Genomic DNA, 12,086 nt, shown 5'->3' with positions numbered 1-12,086 from the left:
ACATGTGGCCGATGAGTTCGACATCGGATTCCGTGATGTCGTCGAGGCCCGGGATGGCCTTGCGCGGACACACAAGGATGTGAGTCGGGGCCTGCGGATTGATATCGCGGAAAGCGAAGCACGAATCGTCTTCGAACACCATCTGAGCCGGTATCTCCCCGTCCCCGATCTTCTGAAATAGGGTCTTTTCGCTCATTAATACGTGTTTTCTGCTGAAACGGGTGGCGATCGGCCCGACAACCCTCGGGCGAGTCACTTGGACGATTTGAACGTTTTTCGTATTATGCGGTGCAACAAACGATCAGGGCGTCTGTAAGCGCTGTCCAGATCCTACGATACAGTGAAGTGAAGATGGCGAAAGTTTACATCACGCGCAAAATGCAGTTCAACGCTGCTCACCGGCTGCACAACGCGAAGAAATCGGACGAGTGGAATGCCGCAACCTTCGGCAAGTGTAACAGTCCGAACTGGCACGGACACAACTATACGTTGGAGATTACGGTTGCCGGCGAACCGAACCCTGACACGGGCTATGTGGTCGATCTCGGGGACCTGAAAAAGGTGGTGGAAGACCGGGTCATTTCGAAACTGGATCATTCCAATCTCAATCTCGACGTGGACTTCCTGGACGGTGTTCTTCCATCGACGGAAAACCTCGCGATCCAGATCTGGAAACAGATCGAATCTCATCTCCCGGCGGGAACACTGTATAGTGTCAGGGTACGGGAGACGGATAATAATTCGGCTGAGTACAGAGGGGACTAGCCACGATCAGCCAATCATCAGTAAATAGTGGACTCAAATGAATCCGAATGGTGTATCATTGAGCGATCACGCATTATTAGACGACGACGATTTCGGTCAGAAATTGTACGAGCGCGTAGAGAAATACGACGGCGAGACCACCGAGCAACTGTCTTCCCACGTTTCGAAGACGCTTTCGCTTCTGGGTGAGGATCCTGAACGCGAGGGACTCGTGAAAACGCCACAGCGCGTGGCAAAGGCGTATCAGTTCCTGACTCAGGGTTATCGCATGGATCCATACGAGATCCTGACGTCGGCTTTGTTTGAGGAGGACTACAGTGAGATGATCCTCGTCAAGGACATCGAGGTGTATTCCCTCTGCGAACATCACATGCTTCCGTTTTTCGGGAAGGCGCACGTGGCCTACATCCCAAACGGACGAATTGTGGGACTCAGCAAACTGCCGCGTGTCGTGGATGTATTTGCGCGGCGATTGCAGGTTCAAGAACGACTTACGATCCAGATTCGAGATGCCGTGAACGACGTGCTTGAGCCGGACGGTGTGGCTGTGGTCATCGAAGCACAGCATCTGTGCATGATGATGCGGGGAGCGGAGAAGCAGCACTCCGTAACGACGACAAGCGCGATGAGCGGGCAGTTTCTAAATCCTGCGACGCGTTCGGAATTCATGCGACTCATCAACGGCAGCTGAACAACGTGAGCCAACCGGTCGTCGTAATTACAGGAGCCAGTCAGGGAATCGGAGCGTCGGTTGCGCTGGCGTTTGCCCGGGAAGCCGGCGCGAGGGTAGCGCTGCTCTCGCGGTCCAGGAAGAAGCTGGAACTCGTTGCGGACCAATGTCGGGCTCTCGGCGGAGAGGCGCTCGTCCTCCCGTGCGATGTAACCGATGTCGAGGCGGTGGCGACAGCGTCGCGCACTATCCTTGACACGTTCGGCGTACCCGATGTGCTTGTGAACAACGCAGGCCAGTTTCAGCCAGGGTCGATTGTGGCGACGTCGGCCGAAGATTTTCGAACCCAGGTTGAGGTCAATCTGAACAGCGCTTTCTACATGACCCGGTCGTTTCTCGCCATGATGATGGAACGCGGCACAGGGGACGTGTTCTTCACGGCATCGGTTGCGAGCATCAAGGCGTATCCGGGTGGCGTAGCGTACTGCGCTGCCAAGCACGGGCTGCTCGGACTCGCCCGCGCGACCCGCGAAGAGACGCGAGGGACGGGAGTTCGATCGACGGCCATCATTCTTGGCGCAACGCTGACGCCGAGCTGGGAGGGATCGGATCTGCCTCCGGAACGGTTCATACCGTCCGAGGATGTCGCAAGTGCTGTGATCGGGATCTATCGCCTGTCCGATCGCACTGACGTAGAGGAGATCGTCATTCGCCCCCGCGACGGAGACCTTTGACGATCAGTTGAGCCGCGGATCGATGGGAAAGTTCGCGAGCACGGCGAATTCTCCGCCGAGTCGGCGGAGGCGTTTTCTCCAGAGCTCCTTTGGCGGATCCTTGAACACCGCGGCGGAGTCGGCCTCTGCGACGATCCAGCCTCCTGCCTGAATTTCATCGTGGAGTTGCCCGGCGCCCCAGCCTGAATAGCCTAGGAAGAGTTTGAGATGTTGACCGGTGAGTGACTGCTCTCGATGAAGAGCCTTCAGCGTGTCGAAGTCGCCACCCCAGCCAACACCGTCCATGACGGACGCTGTCTCGGGAAGATCGAGGCGGTGCAGAAAATGAAGGGTGTCGGGCTGAACCGGCCCGCCGAACGACAGGCCTCCTTCAAATCCGGCGAGTTCTCCGCTCAGAATATCTATCTCTACCTCGATAGGGCGGTTGAGTATCAGTCCGAACGATCCGTCCTTCGTGTGCTCACAGAGCAGCACGACCGCCCGAAAGAAATTGGGATCCATCACGGCTGGCGGCGCGATCAGCAGTGTTCCGGGTCCCGGCGAATGGTCTGATAGTTCCATGGGTTGTCAGCGCCTTGTGCGGCAGCGGATTCTTTAGCCGGAACGCTGCTCTTTTTGGAGTGCCCGATGTGCTCCGCACCACCAGTCGGAATCGCGAGTAATGGTGGATACGGAGATCGACGAGAAATGCGGCACCAGGGAAATCAGAAACTCCGGCAGTTCACTCCAACGGTTCTGGATTATCGTCTTGGCGATCTGGTCCGCAGCGAGCCGGCTCCAGCGCCAGTCATGTCGCAGCTTCTCCGACTTCTTCCAGTAGTTCCGCTCGTCCCACACCTGCGCGCTCTCGTCGATGATCCGATAGATGTCGCGCAGGTTGAAGACGAGGAATGCACTCATGTCCTTTGCCTCGTCATCGAACGCCGATTTCTGCGCAAGCAAACGTAGAACCTCCGCGCACGATCGCATGTGTTCGTGCCGCGCTTTTGCAGGCGTATCTGTCTTTATGAGGCGTGCCATACCTGTCGTGGGACTGATCAAAGATACGTCACAGTCTCTCACGGATCCCCGATCCTCCGCGTACCCTCGCATTCCCAAGGGCCGGGCGCAAGGGCCGGGCACAAGGGCCGGGCACAAGGTCAGAGAGCGGGTGCAGGCAGGTCACACGTCATCCTTGCGCAAGCGAGGACCCAGCCGACAACGGCGGTAACTCCAATGGATCCCCGATCAAGTCGGGGATGACGTCGCGGCTGTCATCGCTCCAATGCATCCCCGATCCCGCGCATTCCCTCGCATTCCCTCGCATTCCCTCGCATTCGCAAGGGCCGGGCGCAAGGGCCGGGCACAAGGTCAGAGAGCGGGTGCAGGCGATCCGGAGACCACGTTTCGGCCCAGAATGACACTCGCCTAGCGCAGCAGCACCATGTTGCGCGTCAGCCGCTGGTCATCGGTCCGCAAATCATACACGTACAACCCGCTGGCCCAGCCCGTCGCATCGACCGAAATCTCATGACGCCCCGCCGGCATTGTCGCACTCACGAGTGAAGCGACCTGACGGCCCAACACATCGTAGATGACGAGCTGGACATCGCCGGCCTGTGGCAGCGAGTAAGCAATCGTCGTAGTCGGATTGAAGGGATTCGGATAGTTCTGATCCAGCGAGAACTCTGCGGGCACCTCGCCCTCATCCTCGATGGCTACAATTTCCGGCGCTACACTCACGGTCAATCTCACCGGCGACATCTCTCCGACAAGGTCGCCGCCGCTCGACAACTCCACATCCCAGAACGTGCCCCACGATCCTCCGAGACCCGAGAAAAGGTGCGACAGATTCTCGTCGGCATACTCGGCCAGGCCCGTGACGATGGTGTTGCCATCCGCGCCGGCATTGGATGCTCCTATGTGGATGACGGACGGTAACGGCGGGATATCTTCGTCGCTGAGGCTTACATCGAGAAAGCGAAGCGGATCGTTCTGAAATACGTCCTGATTCGGTCTCGTGTCTACAATCTCCTTCGAGAATATTTCTGCCCCGGGCAAACCGGCGTCATCTTCCCATACGTGGATTGTAAAATCCCGGGGCGACTCGTCGACCGGACCGCCGGAAAACTGGTTCAGGTAGTAGATCGGAAGAGCGACGTCGAAGAGTGTCATCCGGCTCGAGTCCGCAATCTGAAAGCGCGTTGTAAAACGCTGCCCGGCCGGAACACTGAAGTAACCACTGGCAACACCGGCATCGTATTGTGTCGTCGCCAGCGTGACTTCCGAGCCGCCACTCCACGTTGCCGTATACGGGTAAATCGCACGATCACTGGTCGTTGTAGGGCCGATCGCTCCGCTCGATACGGGCTTTACGTGAGCGAGAATCAGCGTGAGCCGGTCCACCATCCCCGGGAAGCTATGCGTCTCAACGGCCGGATCGAGCTGAACGCTAAGGTCTCTTATCTCCACGGTGCCATCCGCATACTCGGCGATCGCACGCAGTCCAACCCGCCCCAGCGTGAGACTCTCGATCTGGCCGGGCTCGTTCACCACGCTGATATCCAGAGAGAAGTCCTCAACCTGGTCCCATCTGCGGTACATCACACCGCCGCCGCGGGCGGTATCGCGTCTCGCCGTACTGCTGGCTGTGCGGCCATCCACGATCGATCCCGGGTCGATCGTCGCTCGCGCATTCGCAAATGTCGGCTCACTCAAACCAAGATCGGGATCGGTCGACAGCCCCGTTCCATTTAACAGGGTCGCTGTGTGAAAGTCGACGAGCACACTCTCGAGCGAGAGGCCTACCGTACCCAGGGCGTTGTTGATTCCACTTCTTCCGTTGGCGTTATCTCTCGTAATCGCACCGACAGTCAGCGGGTCGGACCTTTGCCCGAGATACGTCATAATCAGCCCTGCACGCTGGTAGTCTATGATTCGACTATCCCAGTAAAACATGGAACGTTGTTGCTCAGCCGTCATCGCGAGGTACGTCATCGATCGCCCCGAATATCCGTTCACGATCTCGGCATATTCGGACAGGCCCTCGTTGATAAAAGTCTCTTCACTGGTGCTGTAGTTCAGGTGAATCAGGTGCTGCAGTTCGTGAGCAGCGGTGCCCAGTGCTCCATCGTTCACACCTCCTCTTCGAAAAATCCCTTCATTTGAATCGAGGTGTAGCACGTCCCGTCCATTCCCGGGTCCGCCCGCGGGCAGGTCAGCGCCGGTCACGAATCCCGCGACGTAGCTTCCGTCAGATCTCGAATCATCGATATCGTACAGAAGGATATCTGTCTTTCCGTCACCGTCGACGTTGGGCGGGTCACCGAAGACCGCACGATTGTTGACGACGATTCCAGCCGAAGGGTTGAACGATCCCGCAGGTGTTGAGGTCGCCAGGCCGTCCATCAACGTCTGTGCATCCGCCGCCGTCACATGGCCGTTGCCGTCCGGACCATCCGATTCGCTTACCGCAAGCCACACGTTGGCGACACTGCTCTCTGCCATGAGAATGAAAGGTCGGACGAGCCACTCGCTCGTCGTCAAACTCAATTGCCTGAAGTTGACGGTATCGCCGACCGCCAGCGCGTCGAAGGTCTTGGACGGGTGGGGTAGCAGACCGGCAGCTTTCAGCCGATGAAACTCGTTGATGGCGGCGATCGCCTCCGGCGTTGAGTTCAGCATGTCCGTGACATGAATGATGCGCGGCTGGTCCTCAGATACACCGGCGTTTGTTCGCTGCTCAGGTTGAACGGCCTGCTGTGCCGCTGCCATCCACACCGGGATCGTCAGTGCAACCATCAATACGATTCGTCTCATTCGGCTGTGAAGAATTTGAATATGAAGAATGACGGAGAGATCGGTACGCGAGGGTAAGTAATCCCGGAAGCTGATTTGCCGGGGACTTATTGTGCCGACCGTTGATCGTTCCGCTCGGCCTGTGTTACCTTCGCGTTTGACCCGATTGCCCGGTCACGTAACGTCCAGCGTGACATCCCAAGAATCTTTGTGACCCCTTGATATGCGTTTTGTTCGCGAAATCATGTCCCTCCCGTCAGGGACCGCGTTTCTGGTCTCAATCGTCTTCATCTGTGCCGGCTGTTTGTCGTCGCGTGCACCCGTTTCTCCCGACACGCTCATCGTCGAAGGAATTGCCTCCGTGAGGGGTAACGAACCCTTCACAGAGATGATGATCACGACGGACGGCAGAAACTCGTACGTGCTCACCTTCAGTTCGAAAGAGCTCCGGTCCGAGATGCAGCGAATGGCACCCGGCCGATTCCGCGTTGAGGGGCGCCTCTACAAAGACTCATGGCAGGGGAGAGCGTGGGCTCATCTCGAAGTCCTTTCGTGGGACAAGACGGTCGAGTAGCCGTGGAGGTACGAGCGGGTACTGGCTCCGATTGAGGCTAGGCAGGCCCGCGAGAGTCACTTCCGCTGAGCACTCTGCGCCACGGCACGAGGCCGAACGCTGCTGCACCGAGTCCGAAGACAAGCAGCAGCCCGAACTCCCACGGCAGCGACTGAGGAGTCCAGAATTCCCACACTCCGAACAGGCAGCCGGCGAGAACCAGCAGTCCACCCACGCGCGCCCACTCGTATGGAAGGGGGTAGTGGCGATACATGATGACGCCGAGCACCAATGCCATGACCGCATATGCCGCAGCGGTTGACCAGGCTGCTGCGATCATTCCGTAGGTCGGCACGAAGGCGGCGTTCAGAACCACGGCCACAAGCCCGCCGGCTACCGTACTGTGTATGAAATACCGCGTCTTGCTCGTGATGTAGGCGCCGGCAGAGAAGTTGTAGTACCACCCCTGAAAGAAGTATGCGACAAGCGCGATGGGCACGACACTCAGCCCTAGCCAGTATGATCTCTCGATCAGGGTGCGCCCACCCGGAAGTGGAATCGCGACCAGCTCCTCCGCGAAGAAAGAAACGCCGAGCAGCACGAACAGGGCGGCAACGGTGAACAGCGTAAAGATGCGGGCAAACAGCGGTCGCGCGTCCTCGTCTTCGGCATGCTGCAAAAAGAACGGCTGCCACGCGAATCGAAACATCTGGACGAGAAGCATCATGAAGATGCCCAGTTTCCATATCGTGCCGAACGTTCCGGCCACATACTGTCCGTAGACGGCGTCGGTAACCTGCTGAGCCGTTTCGGCAGTCACGCCGCTTGTCTTAGTGGCAACGGCGCTCGCGCGATCGGCCAGCTGGGCGGTATCGATTTGATCACCATATAACCGGAGCACGTTCTCGCGGCTCATGCGGCCGAGGAAGAACAGGTTGACGCGGTCAGTGAGAGCATAGCCGAGTCCGCCGGGGAGAAACGGAAGCGCGAAGCCAAGCATCTTCTTCCACAGGGCGACATTGAAGTGCGGCCGCAGCAGACGCACGTACAACGGCAGGAGCAGAACAATCGACAATGCGGACGCGGACAGATTCGCAACGAAAATGGCTTCGATACCCCAGTCCAGCCCAACGATTAGGAACACGTTGAGGCCGACGTTCGTGACGATGTTCGCCAGTTTGATCCCGGCGAACATCAACGGCCGATTCGATAATCGGAGCTCGGCAAACGGAACGACGCCCAGCGTATCGAGAGTGAGAATCGCGACGGCGTAATAGACAAGATGAAACCACCGGGCCTCAATGCCGATCGTCGCGACCACTGCCCCTTTCATCGAGACGAGCACGAGTGACAGGAGGACGGACGTCAGGAGTAGCGACCACGTGGCAGCGCTGAACGCCTCGCGCGCCTTCTCTCGCCCTTCGGAGCCGGATGCGAACTTCAGATACGCCGACTCAAAACCATACGTGTACACGATGTTCAGGAAGACGAACGCCGTGTAGATCAGAATGACGACGCCGTAGACATCCGGGGCGAAGAACTGTGTGTAGAACGGGACGAGAAGAAACGTGATGAGCCGGCCCACCACGGAAGAGATCCCGTAGATCGCTGTCTCGGACACCAACTTCTTTACGCGCGGTACCAGGCTCATCGGGCGGCTCCTTCGGAATCGATACTATCATCGCGTTGGTCGAACATCGGCCTGGGTTACCTCATTTCGCCAGACGAAGCTCCATCGCATGGGTCGCCACCACGTAGCTGTCGAGTCCGAGTCCACCGATCTGGCCGACGCACGCCGCAGCAATCATCGAAATCTGACGAAAGGGCTCGCGAGCAGCGACGTTCGAAATGTGCACTTCGATGACCGGCGTCTCGATTGCAGCGACGGCGTCGCGCAGGGCCACGGACGTGTGGGTATAACCGCCAGGATTGAACAGGATCGCATCGGTGTCATCCCGGGCCGCCGCGTGGAGTCGATCGATCAACTCGCCCTCGTGGTTGCTCTGGTAAAACGAGAAACTCACGTTCGGGAACGTCTTTGCGAGCCGATCCTTCAGTGCGTCCAGCGAATCTTCTCCGTAGATCGCGCTCTCGCGCTTGCCGAGGAGGTTCAGATTGGGACCGTTGAGCACGAGTACGTTCATGATGGGGTCTCCCGGTGGCTGAGACATCTGTCAAGGTATCAAAAGTCGCGAATTCAGGAGTCGATATTGATCGCAAGGCCATCGTAGGCGAGAGAAATACCTTTCGGCAAACGTGCTTCGGCGGTCTCGTGAAGCACGCTGTGCGTCATGTGAACGAAGTACGTTTGTCTTGCCCCGATACGCTGCGCGACATCGACGGCCTCCTCGATCGTAAAATGGGTCGGGTGAGGTCGGTCGCGAAGTGCGTCCAGAACCAGGACGTCCAGATTCGTCAGCATCTTCAGGCTTGCATCAGGGATGTTATTCGTGTCCGTGACGTACGCGAAGTTTTCGATCCGGTAGCCGAGCATGCTCATGTTGCCGTGGTCGACCTCGACGGGAAGAACGTGAATGCTCTTCGCTGAGTCGTAGCGGCTGTGTACGGCGAACGGTTCGCTCACTGTTCGGAGCTGAAGATTTGGAATGCCCGGATACGATCTCTCCCCGAAGATGTATCCGAACATGTTTTTCAGGACGGCGGCCGTGTTGGAGCGAGCGTAGCAGGGAATCGGACGTTCGGTGTCGAAGCAGAACGGCCTCAGATCGTCCAGGCCAACCACGTGATCGAAGTGATGGTGCGTATAGAGCACGGCGTCGACGCGTGGTATTCGGTACGCGATCGCCTGCTGACGAAAGTCGGGTCCGGTGTCAATAACGACATGGACGCCGTTTGTCTCGACATAGCACGAACATCGCAGCCGTCGATCGCGCGGGTCGGAAGACGTGCACACGGCGCAGGTGCATCCGATCACTGGAATGCCGGTCGAGGTGCCTGTGCCGAGCAGTCTGACCTTCATTCGGTGTCACTCGCCGAAGTCGGCCGTATCAAGCTCGACTTCGTTCTGATCTTTCCAGGACGATTCGAGGGCTTCGCGCACGGCGGGACGCATGAATACCGTGTCCACCGGGAGCGATTTCAGGCTTTGTGCGAGTATGGCGAGCCGGGATTCGACGGGCTGTCGCTTGTTCAGAACGATAACCTGCTCTTCGTCTATGAGGCAGAGTCCTCCGCGGAATCCTCCTCGTTCGATGCGCACGTCTACACCCAGGCGGCGGGCCACATCTTCAAGCTCCCTGAGTATCTGCTCTGCCTTCATGGTGTAATTGTTTCGGTTAGTTCTCGGCCTTCTTCGGCTGGGGTCTGCCCGCCGGCCGTCCCTGTTTCCTCGGCGGTGTTCGCGGTTTGACCGCACGCGGGCCGCCATCTTTCCGCTCGGACCGGGGAGTCCCGTCGGTCTTGGCGGTTCTTTTCGGAAACGTAATGTCGTTACCGGCCCGGTCAAAGAAGCTGAACTTCATCGGATCGATGTCGTCGTTGCTGACGAGGTGAATCCGCAGACGATACTTGAGGCTCCACTTGGTAAGCTGGCTGGGCACGTTGCGCGTCAGGAAGGCAGCTGTGAACGGATGAACGTGCAGCGATAGTGGCCCCTTCTTGCGGGCCGCCCTGAATCGCTCAAGCCACTTCTCCATCCGGTTGACGACTTTGTCCGGCGTCTCGAAACGACGCGGGTCTTTCTTTTTCTCCACAACTGCTTTCGGCAGATCCTGAGGCACTGCCAGTTCTACTTCGGCAGGCTTTCCGTTGTCGGTCACGGCGTCCCCCGTCGAAGTGCTCGTCGTCGTAATACTTGGTCGAAGTCGTTGTCGTGTGATCTGCACCAGTCCAAAGTCACTCATAGGGAGGACCTTTGTAACTGCGCGATCCTTCCTGAATTCCCTTCTGAGTTCATCGAAAACCTTGCGTCGATTCCGGTCATCCCGGAGGTCGATGAAGTCGACGACGATGATTCCACCCAGGTCGCGAAGTCGCAGTTGTTTGGCGATGGCTCGTGCAGATTCGAGATTTACGCGCAGCGAGTTTTCTTCCTGGCTGAGGCCTTTTCCGGCGCGCCCCGAGTTCACGTCGACGACGTGCATGGCCTCTGTGTGTTCAATAATCAGGTACCCGCCTGACGCGAGGTTCACGCGAGACTCGAAGGCCTCCTGAACGGACTTGTCGATCTTTGCGCGGGCGAATATGTGTTCGGGTCCTTTATGGAGTTTCACTCGTGGAGCCACGTGAGGTGCGACCGCATGTATGTAGTTCTTGACGTTTCGGTGTAGTCGCGGGTTGTCGATGAGAATTTGTTCAAACTCTTCGGAAAACAGGTCTCTGATTATGGATGAGACCATACTTACGTCCTCATGAAGGAGGACGGGCGGTTGCGCCTTCTCCTGCAATTTCTTCTCGATGCGTCTCCATTTCTCGAGGAGAAGTCGCATGTCGGTGTCCAGCGCCTTGGCATTCTGGCCATCGGCTACGGTCCGCACGATGAGTCCGAAACCCTTCGGTAGCAGGCTCTTCGCGAGTGCACGCAGGCGTCGTCGTTCCTTGTACGACTGGATCCGCCGGGAGACGGCCACGTAGTCGCCGAGGGGCACGAGCACTACGAATCGTCCGGCGAGGGAGATGTCGGTGGAGACGCGGCTTCCCTTATTCGAGATCGGCTCTTTGACGATCTTCACGAGGATGGAGCTGCCGGGCTTCAACAGGGTCTCCAGACTGACTGGTGGCTGCGCCTGCTTCTGCTTGTTATCGCCCTGGGACTTCTGGTTCGCGGTATGTGCAGGGCGGCGCTGTGCGGACCGTCGGCGGTGTCTTTCTTCGGCAGTCGGTCTCGATCCCGAGCGTTTTTGCCGGTCTTCGGACTTTGGAGCCTGGCCGGCACCGTTCCGTCGTCTGCCGTGCAACGGGCGATGGCGACGGATGCGCTTGTGCGGGCTGGCCGTGATCTTCGTTGTGCCGACTTCGGGATGCTCCGCGCTCAAGAACTCGTTGATGAGCGGGAGGTTGTCGGACAGATCAGAGAAGTGAAGGAAGGCATCGGACTTCTGTCCGATGTCTACGAAGGCCGCCTGAATGTTGGGGAGGACGCGTCGGACGCGCCCTAGAAAGATATCGCCGAGGGTACGTTCGTTTTCCGGGCCCTCGAAATACATTTCAACCAGCTCGTCTTTCTCGACGATGGCGATACGCGTCTGATCCTTCTCTGCGTTGATGACAATTTCCTTTGCCATAAATCCATAATGTGCGCGGTCCGGCCGAAACGACCGTACTCAGGGGGGCCATATGGGGGCAATGCAATGTGCCGGTCAACAGACGCGGGCGGAGAGTGCGAAGAGAGTTGGCCTGACAGGTACAGACCGGGTCGCCCGACAAATACCGGAACGATTTCAAGGACGACGTTGTGTCGACGCAAATGAGGTCGTTCGGGTCTGTTAATCCGGCTCGGCCTCGTAGGCTGAACCGCGAAGTGCTTGATAAACTGTGAAAGTGTCGAGAGCAGGCATGCCACCGAGCGTATTTCGCTACGGATCCACATAATTGCTGGACCAGGACTGCCGGCGTAATGCATGAGTGA

At 58.1% G+C, this 12,086-nt stretch carries 13 protein-coding genes; 4 read left to right on the top strand and 9 right to left on the bottom strand.

Going from position 1 to position 12,086, the window contains the following annotated elements; all coding sequences use genetic code 11:
* Positions 1-196 (bottom strand): HIT domain-containing protein (locus HKN37_00500; protein NNE45118.1); only part of this gene is annotated, 196 nt, incomplete at its 3' end.
* A gap of 155 nt (positions 197-351) precedes the next feature.
* On the opposite strand from HKN37_00500, the gene HKN37_00495 reads away from it, so the two are divergent.
* The 3 genes from HKN37_00495 to HKN37_00485 are packed head-to-tail and all read left to right on the top strand — an operon-like array spanning position 352 to position 2,169.
* Positions 352-765: a 6-carboxytetrahydropterin synthase gene (locus HKN37_00495; protein NNE45117.1), complete on the top strand. Its 414-nt coding sequence runs from the start codon at positions 352-354 to the stop codon at positions 763-765.
* Positions 766-802: 37 nt separating this feature from the next.
* Positions 803-1,456, top strand: a complete 654-nt coding sequence (folE, locus tag HKN37_00490) for a GTP cyclohydrolase I FolE (protein NNE45116.1) — start codon at positions 803-805, stop codon at positions 1,454-1,456.
* 5 nt (positions 1,457-1,461) lie between these two features.
* A complete protein-coding gene (locus tag HKN37_00485) occupies positions 1,462-2,169 on the top strand; it encodes an SDR family oxidoreductase (protein ID NNE45115.1) in 708 nt (235 codons plus the stop codon).
* A 3-nt stretch (positions 2,170-2,172) separates the two neighbouring features.
* On the opposite strand, the gene HKN37_00480 is transcribed toward HKN37_00485, so the two are convergent.
* From HKN37_00480 to HKN37_00470, 3 genes are all read right to left on the bottom strand, one after another.
* Positions 2,173-2,730 (bottom strand): YqgE/AlgH family protein, encoded by a 558-nt coding sequence (locus tag HKN37_00480; protein NNE45114.1) that lies wholly within the window; start codon positions 2,728-2,730, stop codon positions 2,173-2,175.
* A gap of 33 nt (positions 2,731-2,763) precedes the next feature.
* Positions 2,764-3,189, bottom strand: a complete 426-nt coding sequence (locus HKN37_00475) for a hypothetical protein (protein NNE45113.1) — start codon at positions 3,187-3,189, stop codon at positions 2,764-2,766.
* Between the two features lie 387 nt (positions 3,190-3,576).
* Entirely contained in the window at positions 3,577-5,967 is a 2,391-nt protein-coding gene (locus tag HKN37_00470) for a T9SS type A sorting domain-containing protein (GenBank protein NNE45112.1), read from the bottom strand.
* 223 nt (positions 5,968-6,190) lie between these two features.
* On the opposite strand from HKN37_00470, the gene HKN37_00465 reads away from it, so the two are divergent.
* Positions 6,191-6,520 carry a hypothetical protein gene (locus HKN37_00465; GenBank protein NNE45111.1) on the top strand — a complete coding sequence of 110 codons (330 nt, stop codon included), beginning with the start codon at positions 6,191-6,193 and terminating at the stop codon, positions 6,518-6,520.
* Between the two features lie 37 nt (positions 6,521-6,557).
* Here HKN37_00465 and HKN37_00460 read toward each other — a convergent pair whose 3' ends face one another.
* From HKN37_00460 to HKN37_00440, 5 genes are all read right to left on the bottom strand, one after another.
* The gene (locus tag HKN37_00460; GenBank protein ID NNE45110.1) at positions 6,558-8,150 is read right to left on the bottom strand and encodes an oligosaccharide flippase family protein; all 1,593 of its coding nucleotides are present in this window, start codon (positions 8,148-8,150) and stop codon (positions 6,558-6,560) included.
* A 61-nt stretch (positions 8,151-8,211) separates the two neighbouring features.
* Positions 8,212-8,643, bottom strand: a complete 432-nt coding sequence (aroQ, locus tag HKN37_00455) for a type II 3-dehydroquinate dehydratase (protein NNE45109.1) — start codon at positions 8,641-8,643, stop codon at positions 8,212-8,214.
* A 53-nt stretch (positions 8,644-8,696) separates the two neighbouring features.
* On the bottom strand, positions 8,697-9,479 hold the full coding sequence (locus tag HKN37_00450; GenBank protein ID NNE45108.1) for an MBL fold metallo-hydrolase: 783 nt from the start codon (positions 9,477-9,479) through the stop codon (positions 8,697-8,699).
* A gap of 6 nt (positions 9,480-9,485) precedes the next feature.
* Complete coding sequence (locus HKN37_00445) at positions 9,486-9,779, bottom strand: hypothetical protein (GenBank protein NNE45107.1); 294 nt, start codon at positions 9,777-9,779, stop codon at positions 9,486-9,488.
* Between the two features lie 16 nt (positions 9,780-9,795).
* Positions 9,796-11,742 carry an Rne/Rng family ribonuclease gene (locus HKN37_00440; protein NNE45106.1) on the bottom strand — a complete coding sequence of 649 codons (1,947 nt, stop codon included), beginning with the start codon at positions 11,740-11,742 and terminating at the stop codon, positions 9,796-9,798.
* Between the last annotated feature and the right edge of the window lie 344 nt (positions 11,743-12,086).

The sequence above is a fragment of the Rhodothermales bacterium genome (genome assembly GCA_013002345.1).
In the GTDB taxonomy this organism is placed as follows: Bacteria; Bacteroidota; Rhodothermia; order Rhodothermales; family JABDKH01; genus JABDKH01.
The sequence above is the reverse complement of the archived record's forward strand: the minus strand, read 5'-3'. Positions and strand labels throughout refer to the sequence as shown.

Coding starts and splice junctions, on each gene's coding strand:
- HKN37_00495 (NNE45117.1), top strand. CDS start 352: ATGGCGAAAGTTTACATCACGCGCAAAATGCAGTTCAACGCTGCTCAC.
- folE (NNE45116.1), top strand. CDS start 803: ATGAATCCGAATGGTGTATCATTGAGCGATCACGCATTATTAGACGAC.
- HKN37_00480 (NNE45114.1), bottom strand. CDS start 2,730: ATGGAACTATCAGACCATTCGCCGGGACCCGGAACACTGCTGATCGCG.
- HKN37_00475 (NNE45113.1), bottom strand. CDS start 3,189: ATGGCACGCCTCATAAAGACAGATACGCCTGCAAAAGCGCGGCACGAA.
- HKN37_00470 (NNE45112.1), bottom strand. CDS start 5,967: ATGAGACGAATCGTATTGATGGTTGCACTGACGATCCCGGTGTGGATG.
- HKN37_00465 (NNE45111.1), top strand. CDS start 6,191: ATGTCCCTCCCGTCAGGGACCGCGTTTCTGGTCTCAATCGTCTTCATC.
- HKN37_00460 (NNE45110.1), bottom strand. CDS start 8,150: ATGAGCCTGGTACCGCGCGTAAAGAAGTTGGTGTCCGAGACAGCGATC.
- aroQ (NNE45109.1), bottom strand. CDS start 8,643: ATGAACGTACTCGTGCTCAACGGTCCCAATCTGAACCTCCTCGGCAAG.
- HKN37_00450 (NNE45108.1), bottom strand. CDS start 9,479: ATGAAGGTCAGACTGCTCGGCACAGGCACCTCGACCGGCATTCCAGTG.
- HKN37_00445 (NNE45107.1), bottom strand. CDS start 9,779: ATGAAGGCAGAGCAGATACTCAGGGAGCTTGAAGATGTGGCCCGCCGC.
- HKN37_00440 (NNE45106.1), bottom strand. CDS start 11,742: ATGGCAAAGGAAATTGTCATCAACGCAGAGAAGGATCAGACGCGTATC.